Source organism: Kitasatospora sp. NPDC088783, from assembly GCF_044750705.1.
Lineage (GTDB): Bacteria > Actinomycetota > Actinomycetes > Streptomycetales > Streptomycetaceae > Kitasatospora > Kitasatospora fiedleri.
The window spans coordinates 34,996-51,273 of the sequence record NZ_JBIVKJ010000015.1 but is presented as its reverse complement, the minus strand read 5'-3'; the positions used below and the strand labels follow the sequence as shown (position 1 = coordinate 51,273).

General features: G+C 69.2%; 10 protein-coding genes. 6 read left to right on the top strand and 4 right to left on the bottom strand.

All coding sequences use genetic code 11. From position 1 onward, the window contains the following. Window positions 1-1,010: 1,010 nt before the first annotated feature. The 6 genes from ACIP60_RS30905 (at window position 1,011) to ACIP60_RS30880 (ending at window position 11,558) form a co-directional block, all read left to right on the top strand. Window positions 1,011-6,386, top strand: coding sequence for a LamG-like jellyroll fold domain-containing protein (locus tag ACIP60_RS30905; protein WP_400690604.1), 5,376 nt, complete (start codon window positions 1,011-1,013; stop codon window positions 6,384-6,386). Window positions 6,387-7,129: 743 nt separating this feature from the next. Beyond that, window positions 7,130-8,287 carry a tyrosine-type recombinase/integrase gene (locus tag ACIP60_RS30900; protein WP_400690601.1) on the top strand — a complete coding sequence of 386 codons (1,158 nt, stop codon included), beginning with the start codon at window positions 7,130-7,132 and terminating at the stop codon, window positions 8,285-8,287. A gap of 119 nt (window positions 8,288-8,406) precedes the next feature. Then, window positions 8,407-9,534, top strand: a complete 1,128-nt coding sequence (locus ACIP60_RS30895; protein WP_400690598.1) for a hypothetical protein — start codon at window positions 8,407-8,409, stop codon at window positions 9,532-9,534. 241 nt (window positions 9,535-9,775) lie between these two features. Next, window positions 9,776-10,147, top strand: a complete 372-nt coding sequence (locus tag ACIP60_RS30890) for a type II toxin-antitoxin system RelE/ParE family toxin (RefSeq protein WP_400690595.1) — start codon at window positions 9,776-9,778, stop codon at window positions 10,145-10,147. After that, window positions 10,144-10,446: an XRE family transcriptional regulator gene (locus ACIP60_RS30885; RefSeq protein ID WP_123816981.1), complete on the top strand. Its 303-nt coding sequence runs from the start codon at window positions 10,144-10,146 to the stop codon at window positions 10,444-10,446. Before ACIP60_RS30890 ends, ACIP60_RS30885 begins: the two co-directional genes overlap by 4 nt. A 131-nt stretch (window positions 10,447-10,577) precedes the next feature. Continuing rightward, entirely contained in the window at window positions 10,578-11,558 is a 981-nt protein-coding gene (locus ACIP60_RS30880) for a hypothetical protein (RefSeq protein WP_400690590.1), read from the top strand. Window positions 11,559-11,835: 277 nt separating this feature from the next. Here the strand turns inward: ACIP60_RS30880 and ACIP60_RS30875 are convergent, their stop codons facing one another. The 4 genes from ACIP60_RS30875 to ACIP60_RS30860 form a co-directional block, all read right to left on the bottom strand. After that, window positions 11,836-13,206, bottom strand: coding sequence for a hypothetical protein (locus ACIP60_RS30875; protein ID WP_400690587.1), 1,371 nt, complete (start codon window positions 13,204-13,206; stop codon window positions 11,836-11,838). Window positions 13,207-13,348: 142 nt separating this feature from the next. Beyond that, on the bottom strand, window positions 13,349-13,537 hold the full coding sequence (locus ACIP60_RS30870) for a hypothetical protein (protein ID WP_400690584.1): 189 nt from the start codon (window positions 13,535-13,537) through the stop codon (window positions 13,349-13,351). Window positions 13,538-13,829: 292 nt separating this feature from the next. Beyond that, window positions 13,830-16,031, bottom strand: coding sequence for a hypothetical protein (locus ACIP60_RS30865; RefSeq protein ID WP_400690581.1), 2,202 nt, complete (start codon window positions 16,029-16,031; stop codon window positions 13,830-13,832). 59 nt (window positions 16,032-16,090) lie between these two features. Then, a complete protein-coding gene (locus tag ACIP60_RS30860) occupies window positions 16,091-16,219 on the bottom strand; it encodes a hypothetical protein (RefSeq protein ID WP_400690579.1) in 129 nt (42 codons plus the stop codon). Window positions 16,220-16,278: the final 59 nt, after the last annotated feature.

Genomic DNA, 16,278 nt, shown 5'->3' with positions numbered 1-16,278 from the left:
GGACCCGGCCGACGCACCACCACGTGGCGTGGGAGCGAGGGAGACCTCGGCGGATCCCGTCGGCCAGGCCGGTTTCTCCGGCTGCCAGCGCGGCATCGGCTGCGGACGCTGGTAGTGGCCTTCGACCGCCGATACCGGAATCGATTCGGCGGGTGGGGCGGCGGCCCCCCGCTGAGCGGTCGAAGCAGCAGCCAGTGGCGTCCCGAGAAGGCCCCCGACCGCCAGCGAGGCTGACACCGCAAATGTCAGCAGGCGCCGAGCCATGCCGCCGTCCCCCCGCCCAGGACGATCCCCGAAAAGCAATATTAGACCGACGTCCGACACCAGCACAGCCCCCATCGCCGTAATGATGGAAAATTGAATCGGGCGGACGATACCAGAGGTGAAGCCGGGACCGGAAGATACATCCAATCGCCGGAAAACGAGTGCGGCCGCCAACAAGCTTCCCGTCAAAACGCGACAAACAAAGGCATCTGACATCAGATCACGCACTTCCGAGCCAGGGGTGCACCACCGCCCCTTACCAGGCCGATCCCCCTCCGAAAGAAAAGGTGAAATCAAGATTTGTACAAACCTCTCACTCACCCGCAGCATGCCACCCCAAAGGTCGCCAAATGCAACATCGAGGACCTACCGCCCCATTGTCACCAAGATCGGACATGGCACCGTGCTAATTTTCTGGCTACCATGCGGAAGCATGTCGACCACCATTTTTCACAAAAATGTCAAGGCTGCAGAAAAAGAAAACAAATAAATAGCAAAGGGGAATTTTTCTTGTGGTTGGAATGACTGCGCCGAAGAGAGGACAGACGGTTGCCGCGGCCCTGTCCATGGGCCTTGCCCTGTCTGCCGGGTGGTACGCCACCCCCGCCTCGGCAACCGCCCCGGGAGCCGAAGGGGCGGCGCCCTCGGTAACGGGCGACCCCGCACCGGCGGGATCGCTGACGAAGGAGTCAGGGCTCTCCCCCCTGCGGAGCAACACCGGGCCGGACGCGGCTGAACTCGCCGCCATGGCAGCCGCGGGAACGAAGGCCCGGGCCACCGGTCAGCCGGTGGCGGTGGACGCGCTGACCACGGAGTCGACGCAGGTCGTGGCGCAGCCCGGGGGCGGTTTCGCCGTGAACAGTTCGGCGAAGCCGGTGCGGACCGAGCAGAACGGCCGGTGGATGGCGGTGGACACCACCCTCCACCGGGGTCCGGACGGCAGGCTGGCTCCCGCGGCGACGGCCTACGGATCGGTGCGGTTCTCCGGCGGCGGCAACGGGCCACTGGTGGAAACCGTCTCCGGCGGGACGACGTACCGGGTGTCGTGGCCGTCAGAACTGCCGGTACCGAAGGTGGACGGAAGTTCTGCCACCTATCCGGAGGTCCTGCCCGACGTGGACCTGGTGCTGTCGCCGACGGTCAGCGGCGGCTTCAGCGAGGTGCTGGTCGTCAAATCCGCCCGGGCCGCGAAGGATTCGAGGCTCGCGTCCTTGCGGCTGCCGACCGCCGTCAGCGGCGGCACGCTCACAGGTGCCGCCGGCCGGGGGGCCGCGGTCGAGGCCGCCCCGCACGGTCCCGTCCTGGACATCGGATCGGCCGTCATGTGGGATTCCGGTCTGGACGCCCGGGTGGGGCAGTCCGACGGCGCGGTGCGCCCGCTGACGGCCCAGGAGGCCGCGGCCGCCAGGATCGCGCCGGACCCCTCCGACACGAAGCACCCCGGTGCGGCCGCGAAGATCGCCGTGGTGGGGGTGTCGGTCCGCGAAGACGCCCTGACGCTCACCCCTGATCGGGGCCTGCTGGGGGACCCCGCCACCGTGTTCCCCGTCTACGTGGACCCGACGTTCAACTGGCACCCGGCAGACGGCGGGACCCCCGCCTTCGACGAGGTGAAACAGGGCTCACCGTGCAACGGCGTCTCGCTGTACAACCACACCGACAGCGCGGGTGACTACGGCAACCTCGGCGTGGGTGTCAACGGCTGGGGCGGCTGTCAGGGTGCCATGCGCGCCTACTACCAGTGGAATCTGCCGTCCTCGATCTGGGGTGCGGACATCAACAGCGCGACGGTGAACGCGACCAAGGTGTACTCCGCAGCCTGCGGTGAGAGCCCGACCGTCATGCTGCACTGGGCCGGCGCCATCGGGTCCGGCACCGACTGGAACAACCAGTCGGGCTACGGCGGGACGATCTCCAGCTCTCAATTCGGCCCGTCCTACAACCCGCAGTACTGCCCCGGCAACGGTTCCGTCTCCCACGGCCTGGACGTGACCTGGCCGATCGGGCAGCAGGCCGCGAACCACAAGGACAGCTTCACCGTCGCCCTCACCGAGGACGGCTACGAGTCCTCGCACAACGTCAACGGCTTCTCCCGCTTCTCCGACAACCCGAGCCTGCAGATCTTCTTCAACCTGCACCCCGGCACCCCGGGCAGCAGCGACCTGTCGGCCGTCTCCGGCTCCGCCAACGCCGGCTGCGCGACCAGCACGCCCTACCCGTTCATGGGCAAGACCGTCGCAACCAGCACCCCGGTGCTCAAGGCGAGGATCTCCGACCCGAACGGCGACTCGCTGCGCGCCACGTTCAAGTACTGGGTCGACGGTTCCGGCACCACCGCGACAGGGCTGTCCGGCGACGGCCTGGGCTCCGGCAGCACCGCCGACTACAGCCTGCCGAGTTCCTTCACCGGATCACTGACGAACGGTCAGACCGTGGCCTGGCAGGTGCAGGTGACGGACGGCGCCTCCACCTCCGACTGGTCTCCGGTGTGCCACTTCACCGCCGTGCCGACCGGCCCGGACAGCCCGACCATACCGCCGAACCCGGTCTTCCCGAACACCGACAACGGGGGCGGCACCGGAGCGGCGGCCGGTACCGGCGCCACGTTCACCGTGCACGGCGCGGCCGACGGCGCACCGGCCACGAAGTTCATCTACGGCCTCGACCAGGTGCCCGCGACGAGCGGCACTCCGGCGAGCCAGATCGCGCCCGCCACCGGAACCGTCGGGTCGGCCCCGGCCGGACGCTGGAAGCTCACCGACGGCAGCGGCGCGACCGCCTCCGACACCGGGGGCAACCACCCCGCGACGCTCACCGGCGGAGCATCGTTCACCACGGGCGACACCGTGCGCGGCGGGGCAATGAATCTGAACGGCACCGGGTTCGCTGCGACCAACGGCCCGGTGCTGACCACGACCTCGTCCTATTCGGTGTCGACCTGGGTGCGGCTCGGCGACACTTCCGGCTACCACACCTTCGTCGCCCAGGGCGGCGCCAACGCGGCCGCCTTCTACCTCCAGTACTCCCCTGGCTTCGGGGGCTACACCTTCGTCTCCGCCTCCAGTGATTCCGCGTCCCCGGCGGCGTACTACTCGGCGCACCTGAGCAGCACGCCGGCCCTGAACACCTGGACCCACCTGGTGGGCGTCTTCGACGCGACCAACGGCGCCATGCGGCTGTACGTCAACGGGACCCTCGCAGCCACGGGCAACAACCCCGCGCCGTGGAACGCCACCGGCCCGCTGGCGCTCGGCGCGGCCAGGTTCAGCGGTGGCGGCGCTACCGACTACACCAAGGGCTCCTTGGCCGACGCCCAGGTCTACGCCCGGGCACTGACCGACGTCGAGGTGAACTCGATCTACTCCTCCGCCGATATCCGGGTGCTGCCACAGGCAGCCGGACCGCACACCCTGTGGACCGCCGGCGTCGACGCCGCCGGCGACGTGTCGGGTATGACCGCCTACCGCTTCCTCGCTGCCGGGCACGCAAACACCACCTGCAGCAGCTTCGCCGCGTGCCGCGACAACACCGCCATCAGTCCGGACTCCGACCCGGCCCTCGGCTCGGCGGACGGCGACTACAGCATGTCGGCCACCGACCTCGCCAACGCGGGATGGGGCTCCGGACAGCGGGTGACGGTGAACGGCGCGACGTTCACCCTGCCCGCCTACGGGTCCGGGCAGGCGGACAACGTGCTGGCCGCGAACCAGACGATCGCGTACAACCAGGCGCTCCCCGCGGGCAGTACGAGCTCGCTGGTCATGCTGGCCTCGTCGACCAATGTCAACCTGGCCGACCCGGGTGCGGTGATCGGCGCGGCGGCCCCCTACGTGCCGGCCGGCACCGGGGTCTCCGGCACGTACTGCTTCGACTCCACCAACCCGTCCGCGTACTGCCCCGCGAGTGGTGTGATCACTTACTCCGACGGCAGTACGCAGACGTACGCGCTGACCGTGCCCGACTGGGTGACCGGCCCTACGTCGCTCGCCGCGGTCGTCCTGCCCCACCGCAACAGTCCGAGCGGCCAGGTCTCGCAGAAGGCGAAGATCTACCCGTTCTCCGTCCCGCTCGCCGCGGGCAAGACCATGGTGTCCGTCACCCTTCCGGATGTCGCGACCAAGCCCTACCTGCCGGCGCTGCACGTCTTCGGCATGTCCACCCGCAACACCACGGTGGGTACGGCCAAGGCGGACGGCACCACCGCGAACACCGCCGCCGGGACGTCCTGGACCGGTGCCTGGGCCAACCCGACCGAAGGCAGTTACAACTTCCAGGGGGCGGACTTCTCCAACCAGACCTTCCGGATCGCGCTCAAGCCATCGATCTCCGGGAACACCGTACGGATCAAGCTCGACAACGCCCTGGGCACCACCTCGCTCAACATCGGGCACGCCACCATCGCGCTCTCCTCCGGCAGCCCCTCAGCGACCCCCGCCGGAGCGGTCACCAGCCTGACGTTCGGCGGCGTGCAAGGCACTGTCGTCCCGGTCGGCGGCATGGTCTACAGCGATCCGCTGCCTTTCACCGTCACGGCCGACCAGTACCTGCTCGTCTCCTTTTCCCTGACCAACTCGGTGCCCTACCTCGTCGAACACTCCTGGGCGAACACCGCCTACAGCTACCTCTCCGCCCACGGCTCGGGGGACCACACCACCGACACCAGCGCCACCGCGTTCTCCGGCACCGGTACCTACCAGGGCTGGTTCACCGACGCGCTGACCGACGTCGACGTCACCACCAGCAACATCCCGACTCAGGCGGTGCTCGGTGACGGCTTGATCGACGCCTGGCAGCCGAACACCTCCCCGATCGGACAGAACGCCCTCCGGCTCTCCGACGACCTGGCCGCCGCCGAGCCCTCCGCTCCGAACCCGTTCGGCAGCATCGCCGAAGGCATCGAATCGAACCAGGTCATGAAGGATGACCCCGAGACCCACAACAACGGTTCCGTCGGCGGCCCGTCCGTCCTGTCCCGCATCGACCGCGACATCCTCTCCCAACCGGGGCTCAACAGCGTCGTCCTCCTCGAAGGCCTGGAGGACGTCCTCAACGGACGCACCGCCCAGGACCTCAACGCCAACGGCTACACCCAGTTGCTCTCCTACCTCCAGGCCTCCGGGGTGAACGTCACCGCCATCGGTCTCACCCCCTGCGACGGCTACACCGGGGACGGTGCTACCGGCAACAGTGCCAACGACCCGTGCACCGGCACCGTGGACGGCTACCGCACCACCGTCAACCGCTGGCTCAGCGATGGCATGTTCGGCATGAACGCCTGGAGTTCACCGGCCCTCTACTACATCGACCCCGACACCGTTCTCGGCACACCGGACTCCGCCAACGGCGAGACCCGGCTGAACCCGGACGCAGCGATCTCCGACCATGTGAACCTGACCACTGCCGCCCACGGAGCACTTACCACAGCCATCCTCGGTGCCCAGGACACCTGGCCGCTCAACGACGGCACGACGGGCACTGCGAACGACACCAGCGCCCCCTTCGGCCCCTACCCCACCGCCGGCCAGAGTCCGTTGGCGCTCAACGGCACCTACACCTGGCCCACCGACGCCACGCGCGGCACGGTCCTCGCCCTCGATGGCGCCACCGGATACGGCGAGACATCCGGGCCTGTCCTCGACACCACCAGGAGCTACACCGTCACCGCCTGGGTGAAGCCGACTGACCTCACCGACAACAGCACCTTCGTCTCCCAGTCCGGTACCAACGCCTACGGCATGCAGCTCTCCTACTCCAACGGAGCGCACGCCTTCGCCTTCGGCCGCGCCTCGGCGAACGACACGACCGCTTCCTCCAGCACGGCGTACGGCCCCAGCTCGGGCACGGGCGCGCCCCAGACCGGTGACTGGGTCCACCTCGCCGGCGTCTACACGGCGGCGAACCACCAACTCCAGCTCTACGTGAACGGCACCCTGGCGGCCACCGCCTCCTCCGCCGGAGCCGACTGGAGCGCGACGGGGCCGCTCGAGATCGGGCGACTTCTGTACAAGGGAAGCAACGGAGAGTACGCCAACGGATCCATCAGCGACGTCCAAACCTGGAACTACAGCCTGACCGCCCCCCAGGTCACCGCCCTCTACCGGCAGATCACCCCCGTCCGTTGACTCCCCAGGGCGGACACCCGCCGGACGTCTGCCCCGCCCAAGAACGCGCCGTCGAACGGTGCACAGGTGTGCACGGCGGAAGGTTCCTCCAACGATCCCCGGTGGAGGAGCCTTCCACCTCAGTTCGCTAATCTGCCGATCGACCGCCTGCTCGACGCGTCCCGAGCAGGCGGTCAACTCGATTTCCAGGAAACAGAGTTGCCCAGCGAGTGCTACTTGCATGGCCCATGGTGGCTGACGGAGGCTCAGCTGTGACAGTGGCCGGAGATGTCCAACTGCGTCCACATGCGTCGATCAGCGGCCACCAGCGGCCACCAGCGGCCAAACCTGCTGGTCCCAAAATGGTCCCACGGCCTGGCGCCGGGCTCGGACACGCGGAGTAACAGCCCTCCGCCAGCCACTCGCCACCTGCCGGATGTCTGCCGAAACCTCGGCCTGCGGGTTCGTCTGCAGCGAAGCATCCAGAGCGCGGATCAGGGGCACCCACCCATCGGCTATGTCCCGTGATCTCCCGGGCGGCGTGTCGTCCGGCGCATGTCGCCACCGACCGGCCACGGCGTGCTTCGCGCCCGGCCCCGTACGCCCTGTCGGCACGCCGAACAGACCGGCGAACCTCGGTGCCGGAGAGCACCGAGTGCAAGGAGGGGCTCATGGGACAGCGTCCCCAGCGGGGCAGGGTGTACCGGCGGTGCGGCTGCAAGGACGGCAGCAGCGGGAAGCAGTCGGGACCGCGGTGTCCTCAGTTGGCCGCGGACGTGAAGCACGGGACGTGGACGTACTGCGTCGACCTCGCCCCCGACGAGGGACGGCGCCGCACCCGTCGGCGGGGCGGGTTCGCCTCCCGCGCCGAGGCCGCGCGGGAGATGGCCGCGGTCCTGGACGGCGAGCTGCGCGGGGTTTACGAGAACCGGCGGGTGACCGTGGCCGCCTACCTGCGGGAGTGGCTCGCGGCGCGGAAGAGCGAGCTGGCACCGAACACCTACGCCGGGTACGCGGACTGCGTGGAGCGCGACCTCGTCCCGGCGTTCGGCCGGCACCGTCTGCCGGATCTGCGCCCCCGGCACATCGAGGACTGGATCCGCGCCCAGCAGGAGGCCGGCCGCGGGCGCGTGACCGTGTACCGGGTGATGGCGACGCTGCACAACGCGCTGAAAGTGGCAATCAGGTCCTGGCGACTGCACTACAACCCCGCCCAGTGCGCCGTCCCGCCCAAGCCCCGCGCCGCCGAACGCACCTGCTGGACCCCTGACGAGGCGGCCGCGTTGCTGCGGCACGACAAGGAGCACTACGCCGACCGGCTCACCGACCTGTTCGAGGTCATGCTCGGCACCGGCATGCGCCGCGGCGAGATCCTCGCCCTGCACTGGTCCGACGTCCACCTCATGGACCGCAAGCTCTACGTCCGCCGGACCCTCGCCGCCACCAACAACGCGGAAATCCGCTTCGGTGAGCCCAAGACCGAGGCCAGCCGCGCCTGGATCAGCCTCTCCCCCAGAGCCATGGCAGCCCTCCACCGCCAAGCCGCCCTCCAAATGAACGCCCACCCCCAACACCGGCTCGAAGGACTCGCCTTCCCCCGCCCCGACGGCCGACCCCTGCGCCAGCGATGGCTGTTGAACCAACTCCGCAAACGCACCGCCGAACTCGACCCACCCACCATCGGCCTGCACGACCTGCGCCACACCGCCGCCAGCATCATGATCGCCGAGAACGTCCCCATCGCCGTCATCTCCAAGACCCTCCGACACACCACCCTCGCCATCACCATCAACCTCTACGGCCACCTCCTCAAGGACTCCGCCGACCAAGCCGTCACCGCACTCAGCAGCGCACTCGACCAAGCGGACGAGCGCTGCGAGGGCGCCACCGATGCGGGACAGGTCACCGCCCTGGCTGCCTGACCCCGCGCTGCTGGAAGTGCGGGAAATCCCTGCGGTGTTGTCCGGGACCGCCGGTACCCTTCCGATGCGGGCCAGCACATGGGACGCCGCCCCGCAGCACCGGGCACGGAGGGGTCCTCGTGATAGATCTCAGCAGTTACGAACTGCTCTGGCCTTCCGACTTGTTCGTTGCCGAGGCCGACCGTATCGCGGCACTCGGGCGGCGGGACTGGGTGTCGCGGGCCGAGTGGCTGCTCACGGAGGCGTTCCAGGGATCGAGTGCCTGCTCGGACTTCGAGAGCCTGCCTTCCACGGCACCGAAGTCCGACGACCCCCGGGGTGCAGGCGCGGATCCATGGAGCCAGGCACCGGTGCTCACCCAGCAGATGTGGTTCCGCGAACTGATCGGCCGCGCGCAGGAGATCCGCCAGTTCACGGAACCCCGCCCCTACTGGCCGCACCGCAACGGGCAGCTCTCCCCGACGGCGCCGCCCGATCCGGTTCCTGTGCGGTTGGGCTTCGCTCGGCTGGTCATGGAGTTCCACGACAACGGTTACCTCGCCGAGCGCTTCGGCAAGGAGCGCGTCGATGCCAACGAGCAACTACCGGACCCGGCCGAGGTCCTGGAGCAGCGGCTAGGGATCGGCCAACTGTGGCCCCTCGAACCGAAGGACTGGGACGAGGACACCTTCTTCGGCCTCGTCGAGGTCTTCCACGATCTTGTGTCCCGGCCGCGGGACCGCACCTTCCACTCCTGGAACGGATGCGGATGGCACCACCGCGAGTTCCATGTCGGCCCGGCCGGGGTCCTCTACCGGTGGCGGGTCAACCGCCTGCTCGCGGGTGCCGGCGTTCAGTACCGCCTCGCCGACGAGGGCGAGGGCCGGGGCCGGCTCGTCGCGGTCACCGACGACGCCCGCGCCGACCTCGTCCACCGTGCCCTCGCCGTCGCCGGCCCCGACATCAAGCGGCGCACCACGCACGCCATCGCCCTCTACCGCGGCCGCGGCGCGTCCATCGAGGAGAAGCGCTCCGCGGTGATCGTGCTCGCCGGCATCCTGGAGGAGCGGCGCGACCTCATCCGCAGCGAACTCGGGAAGCCCGACGACGGGGCGCTGCTCGTGATCGCCAACAAGTTCGAGGTCCGCCACCGAGACGCCTCCCAGCAGGAGGACTACGATCCGGTGTTTCTCGACTGGATCTTCTGGCGGTACCTCGCCACCGTCGAACTCACGACGACCCTCCTCAGCCGACAGCAGGCGAGCTGACAGGCAAGCAGCGCAGGACCGCGACAGCCTTACGGAAAGCCTCACACGGGCCTGCTGAAGCCCCAGGCGAAACCGTGGTTCGCCCCCCGAATGGGACCTCGACCCCAGCCCGTGCTGCGCAGTGTCTCGGAGGAGGCAGCAGCTGAATCTCGTCGCCAGTCGAGCGCCCCTGCCAATGACTCGTCGGCCTGCGCTTCGGAATAACTTGCAGCGCATATTCGCTGAAGCGCATACTGTCGACGTGGCATGGGAAGTCTCACTGGAGAGCGAGGTCGAGGAATGGCTCCTGGACCTCGCACAGCACCACCCGCAGACCGCCGACGAGGTCGTGGCCGCCATCGACAAGCTCGAGCAGGACGGCCCGACCCTCGGTCGGCCGCTGGTGGACCGCATCCACAGCTCCAAGCACCACAACATGAAGGAACTGCGCCCGCGGACCACCGGGCCCGGTGAGATCAGGATCCTGTTCGCCTTCGACCCCGAGCGCCAGGCCATCGTCCTGGTCGCCGGAGACAAGGCCGGAGCATGGCGGCAGTGGTACGAGACCAATGTCCCCATCGCCGATGAACGGTTCAGCAGGCATCTGAAGGCCATCGAGGAGGGCAAGCCATGAAGTCCTGGAAGGACGTACGACCGAACGTCGTCACCGACCCGCAGCGCGTGACCGCACACCGGGAGAAGCTCGACGCCGAGGTACGGGCCTACCGCCTCGCCGAGATCCGCCGCGAGCAAGACCTCACCCAAGCCGAGGTCGCCGAGATCATCGGCATCACCCAACCCAACGTCTCCCGGCTCGAGAGCGGCGCGCTCGACACCGCAGCACTCTCAACGATCCGCGCCTACGTCGAAGCCCTCGGTGGCCAGCTCCGCATGGTCGCCGACTTCGGCGACCGCACCCTGACCATCAGCTGACACTCTCGACACACTTACACCCCCACTCCGCCCGCATGGCGGCGGCAGTCCTCGCCTGAGGAGCACTGGCAGCCAGGGTGCGGCCCAGCTGCCCGAGCGGAATCCCACCATGCCATGAGAGCGACTCCCTCGTGGCTGCCGTCAAGCGACAGCGCGATCTCCAGGAACACCGGACGATGAGCAGAGGACAACGAGCGGAAACCGCAGCCGGCTCCATCGAGTCCGATCCAGAGGCCCGGATCACGATGATCCCGGCGGGAGACCCCACGTTCGCCATCGGCGTGGGGCTGTGGCGTGAGACCAGACCACTCGAGACGTTCCGTTCCTTCGCCCAGGACCAGCTGTCCCGGCACGGTAGCGGCGCCCCTGCGAGGATCGGTCGGGGGCGGAAGGACGACGACGAAGTCCTTCCTGTGGTCGTCCAACTCGTCCCCCGTCCGGACAACACCTACAACCCGGATGCCATCAGCATCGCGGCTCCGCCCGGCTACGGCGGCACCGACCACGAGCGGCACATGGCGTACATGTACGACAGGCACCTCGTCTCCCTCGGAGGAGCCCTGCGCAGCCTGGCGGCCCTGTCCCCGTTCCCCGTCGGCTGCCACGCCTTCATCGAACTGTACGAGGTCGAACACGACGGATTCGAGCCTGAGTCCGGCCCGAACGATGAGGACGGTGACGCTCTTGTCATCACCGACGAGCGGCAGGTCGCGTACTGGACCGGCCGGCTGCGCCTGCTGATGCCGCGCTGGGACAGGCTCCAGGCGTTGACGGTCGACTACGCCCGAGGGGTCCGCTCCGACCTGATCCTCCCGTTCATCGGCCACTGGACGCCCTGGCTGCCCGGCAGCCGTGCGGCGCTGGCGAGCCTGACGCAGGAAAAGTCGTTCGACGTCACGCTGCGCGCCGAAGGCGACGCCCTCACGGCTTCCTACGAGGATCTGCCGCTGTCCGACTTGAACTCCACCTCCCGGGACTACTTCGATCGCACGGTGCTGCAGGTGCGGGAAATGGGTGGCCGGGCCACGGCCCGCGCGGAGGAGCACCAAGGGTCGCTGAAGGTGTTCGTGGAGGACAGTCGGCCGCTGTCCGAACGCAGCACGGGTCGTTGACGGCCGAGGTGCCGCGAGCACCCCGGTCAGCGAGAACGACAGCTCACCGACCGAAGAATCGCGAAGACAGTACCGCTGGGTGACCGGCCGGGCTCCGAGCGACCTGGTCTTCAGGCTGGCCCGAACCGGTGCGGGCCCGGACCCGGAGCAGTCCTGCGCCGGTGCCGGGTGGGGCCGGCAAGCTGCCCGGCAGGTGGACGGCCGTGCAGCGTACGGACCGGCGGCCGAACCGGGACAGCAACTGGTGAGAGCTTTTCGAGCACGTTCGAGGTCGGTGTCAAGCGGAGAAGGCCCGTAGGGCGAGTACGGATCCGTCCGGGTGGATGGAGACCGGTCCGCCCCACTCCTCGTCGTCCCAGGAGGCGGTCGGCCAGGTGGTACGGCGGGCGTGGGCTTCGCTGCGGTAACGGCTGAGGCGGCCCTTGGCGAGATGCTTGAAAAGGTCTTCGTCGACTCCGGAGAAGGCTTCGACCCGGGTGCGGTTGAGGCGGTACACGTGGTCGGTGCCGACGAAGGGGATGCCGAGCAGGGTCTGCCGAGCGTCCTGGACGCTTCCGATCGCGGCGTGCGAGATGCCCTTGTAGCGTCTGCGCCCCTGCCGGTCGGTCAGGTACGGGACAGTGGCTTCCGCGTCGCCTGCGAAGGCGGTCAGGCCGGCCGCGCCGGTGCGGGCGAGGACGTGCTGGAACCAGGCATTGTGGCCGGGAGCGAGGTGGAAACCGGGAACGGTTTCCGGGCTCTCGCCGTCCTCCGCGGGCAACAGGATGCCGGGAAAGATGTTGTCCTGGTCGAGTTCGCTGTCCAGGTTCCGGGCGTCCTCGGCCGGGTGGGCGAGTTCGCCGCCGTTGCCGCGCGCGTGCAGTACGTGGATTCTCATCGGTCCGTCGACGGGCAGTTCCGTGCTGAAGATCAGAGCGGGCGTATCACCCCACCCGCCGATGTGGACGGCATCGGCGTGCACCGCGGCGGAGGCCAGCTGGCCGTGCGAGGCGGACAGGCCGCTGTGGTTGCCCTTGCAGGCGATCGGGAAGACCCGCGAAGGCTGCCCTGGCTTCCACACCTCGGCGAAGTAGTGGGGCCGGTACGAGTACCCGACGGATGTCCCGGCGTCCGCGCTGGTCACCGCGAACCCGGCGCGCAGCGCGGTGTCTGCCGGAACGATCGACACGCTGTGGTCCGGATAGCGCTTGGCCAGCACCTGTTTGGCCACGGCCAGGGCGAAGCCGACTCCGAGTTCGTCGGACTGGAGAGCCTTGTAGTAGTTGGCAGTGTCGCGGCCCTCGGCCGACAACGCCATGAAGGTACCCAGCGTGCCCTCCAGCGCCTGGCTGTACTTGAGGCAGCCCCAGTGCTCCGCCAGGCCCCGCCCGGCACCGCGCCGAGCGAGCGCGGTCGCACGTCCGAGGGCGTGCAGCACGTCCCACGGAGTCAGCTGGATGCCGTCACCGTGTTCCTCGTACGGAAGGGGCCCGAGTCCCTGTTTGCGGCGAAGGGGCTCGAGCTCCTTCTCCTTCCGCTTCTGGTCGTCCTTGGCCGCGCATGCTTCCACGTCCCTGAGCAGCTTCGGACCGGAGTGGACCGCGACGTTCGACGGCTGCGCCAACTGCTGCAGGACCTCGGTCACGTTCTTCGAGATGTCTTCCTCCACGTGCCTCCCCCGACTCTCCAGCTCCACCGAGCAGATGCCGCACCATAGGCCGCGCCGATGGGGCGCATGCCAGGGCGCACACGAACATGGCCGGAATCCGAGCCGCTTGACGCGAGCACTGCTCGCCGGTGTAGCGCGCGATCTACCGGAACGTATCGACGAGCGTGGTTCGGTCGAAGCCAGCCTCGTTCCAAGCCACGAGATCGAGGAGCCGGTCGCGTGAGAGGACCGCTGCGAGCAGGCCGTGGGCGTCGATGGCGTCGCGGACCTCACCGCGGCCGAAGAGCATGCCGGTCTGGCCAACCGTGATGGCATCGAACTCGAAATCCACGGGCGGGTAGGGTCCTCGACCCAGGCGACCCCTGCCGCCGACATCTCCTCCGCCGCTCGACCGATGAATGGCGAAAAGATTGACGCCGTGGCTCAGCCTGTCAACGACGCGAGGGCCTGCACTGCGTAGCCGCCGACGAGGGCGTAGCCGTACTCCGTTTCCGTCCAGGTGCGTCCGCATGCGTCCACCAGCGGCCAAAGCGGCTGGTCCCAAAATGGTCCCAGAGCCGGGACTACTCGCCGTAGCGGTGGAGGGGACGGACAAGCCCTCCCACCGCTACGGCGCGGCCTGGTCAGCTTGTCCGGCGTCGGGTCGCCAGGCGGGTGCGGAGTTCGTGGACGATCTCATGCCGGCGCCACGACTCCGGGGCGTTCCAGTACTCCTCGCCCTCCGGTTGCCGGCCGGCCAGTGCGGTGAGGCGCTCCGCCAGGAGTTCTCCGTCCGTCCGGAATGGCTTGTCCGGGTCGCGGCGGAGTGCCTCGGCGATGTCGTGGAGCCGGTGCGCGGCCCGGTAGTAGGAGAGCTGGGTGTCGGTGAACCGCCGGATCGCGTAGCCGTGGCACTTGCTGCACCAGTCGAAGTCGCTGCGCGCGAGGAGGTCCGCGATGCGCAGCAGGTCGTCGTCCCTCCGGACGCCGCGTTCCCTGGCGTGTTGGCAGAAGGGGGAGTGGCCCTTGCGCTGCCATCCGGGGTCGGCGTCGGTCGTGTAGACCTGTACGTCGGCGAGGGCTCCCAGGGGGATTCCGCTGCCGTCGCGCCAACGGTCGGTGCCGGGGGCACGGAAGGGACGGAGGTCGAGGTGCTCGGCGCCGGCGAGCAGGCCGTGCCACACCGAGGTGGAGACGGTCCGGCGGCGCCCCTCGCGGTCACGGCCGCTGTCGAGTGTCCGCAGGTCTCCGGCTCCGCGGGCCATGGCCAGGCAGCGCAGGTCGTGTTCCTTGAAGCGCTCGTCGTACCCGAGCCAGGCCGTCATGCGGGCGCCGTCGGCGTGGCCGAGGTCCGCGCCGAAACGCGGGTCGTACGGGTCGTGGACCGCAGGCTGCCAGATGGGTTCGCCGTCGGTGGGCCGGGGGCCGATCTCCTCGATCCACGGTTCGATGACGCTCTCGGGCAGGTCGGAGGCGCGGGCGATCACGGTCCCGGTCCATCCTGCGGCCACCCGTGCCGCGAGCGTCGACAGGGGCAACACTTCGGGTCCCGCTCCCGGGGAGAAGACCAGACACAGGTCGTCCCCTCGCGCCGGGGCCGCGTTCAGTGCGCGCAGGTGTTCCGCGTGGAGCGGCAGCCGGTCGAACACCGGGGTGTCGTCGAAGACGCCAGGGGCGAGGCGGACAGCCGGCTTCGGGGGTTCAGCGTGGTCAGGACTCCGGAGGCCGCACTCGGTGAAGAGTGACCTGGTGGTGAGGAGCCGGTCCGCGACGAGCAGCGGGACGTTCAGTGTGAGGGTGCGGTGGCCCCAGTCGGCGTCGGTGAGGTAGGTGACGAGTACGCCGGTGCTCCACTCGTCGAGGTCGGCGAGGAAGCCCCGCTCGTACCCTGCCGAGGAGTCGTCGACGGTTTCCGCGAGGCGGACGGTCACCTGCCGGGTCCGCTCCGCCCCGGCCTCATCGGCGACCGCCCGGGCCAGGTCCTCCCAGGAGGCGACCAACTCCTCCACGGCGGAGCAGAGCTGGTCGTAGCCCTTGCGGTTGGAGCGCAGCCGCCCCGTGATCCCGAACACGACCCGCCAGCGCACGTCTGCCGGGCCGTAGCCGCCAGGGGCCCGACGATGCCAGTCGGACCACAGGGAGTCGAGGGCCTTCGCGACTTCCGCACGGTTGCCGAGGACGGCGAACGCCGGTTCTTCGGACGGGAGTTCGGGCTTCTCCAGGGAGCCCGCGGCGGCTGCCTCCAGCAAGCCGCTCTCCGGGACGAAGAGCGCCGCCTGCGTGCGTAGGGTCTCCAGGTACTGGCGCTTCGCCGCGAGCGCGGGCGCGGCCCATTCGCCGAGCCAGTCGTACATCGAGAGGATGGCCTCGGCCAGGTGCAGGCTCCTGGCGGCGCCGCTCCATGCCTCGCGCACCCTGCCCCGGAGGTGTTCGGCGTCCTCGCGCGCCTGTGCGTCCTCCTCGTCCTCCGGGTCGGTCCCGGGGGTGGAACGCAGCAGGGCCGCGGCGGCCCGTACTTCGTCGTCCGCCCAGTCCTCGTCCTGGTCGGGCTCGGTGTAGGTGCGGAGCTGGTACAGCAGCCCCACGCCGCCGAGCGCGCGCAGGAAGATGCCGAGCCCGGTCCCGGGCCGGGCCCAACCGCTCCACCGGCCGCACTGCGCGCACATCCGCCTGATCGTCTCCGCGTTCAGCGGCACCTCTGCGGTGACGACCTCCCGGGCGCGCAGCATGCTGCACGACCGCGTGGCGTGGAACTTGGCGTTCTTGCTCGTGGCCGAATGAACGGTGATCGGCTTGCCCGCGAAGGGTCCGAGCGGGACATCTGCGGTCAGAGCGTTGTCGAGCACGTTACTCCCCTGTCGGTCTCGGCCTGCGAGCGTAGCCGCGGGCACCGACAACCCACTCCTCACGACTGGAGCGGGTTGCCGCACCGGCCGGCCGCGTCGTCGAGGGCGAGGTGCAGGGCCGTTTCCTCGGTGGTGCGGGTCGGTTGGGGCCAGCGGCCGTGTTCCAGGTCGTCGGTGAGGTCGTCCACGGCACGAGCGAAGCTGCGCCGCCCTCGGTGGTCCATGGCGAAGGTGGGTTTCGGCAACC

Bases quoted from the DNA above. Each gene is read 5' to 3' on its own strand.
- ACIP60_RS30905 (WP_400690604.1), top strand. From the start codon at position 1,011: ATGGCAGCCGCGGGAACGAAGGCCCGGGCCACCGGTCAGCCGGTGGCG.
- ACIP60_RS30885 (WP_123816981.1), top strand. From the start codon at position 10,144: ATGAAGTCCTGGAAGGACGTACGACCGAACGTCGTCACCGACCCGCAG.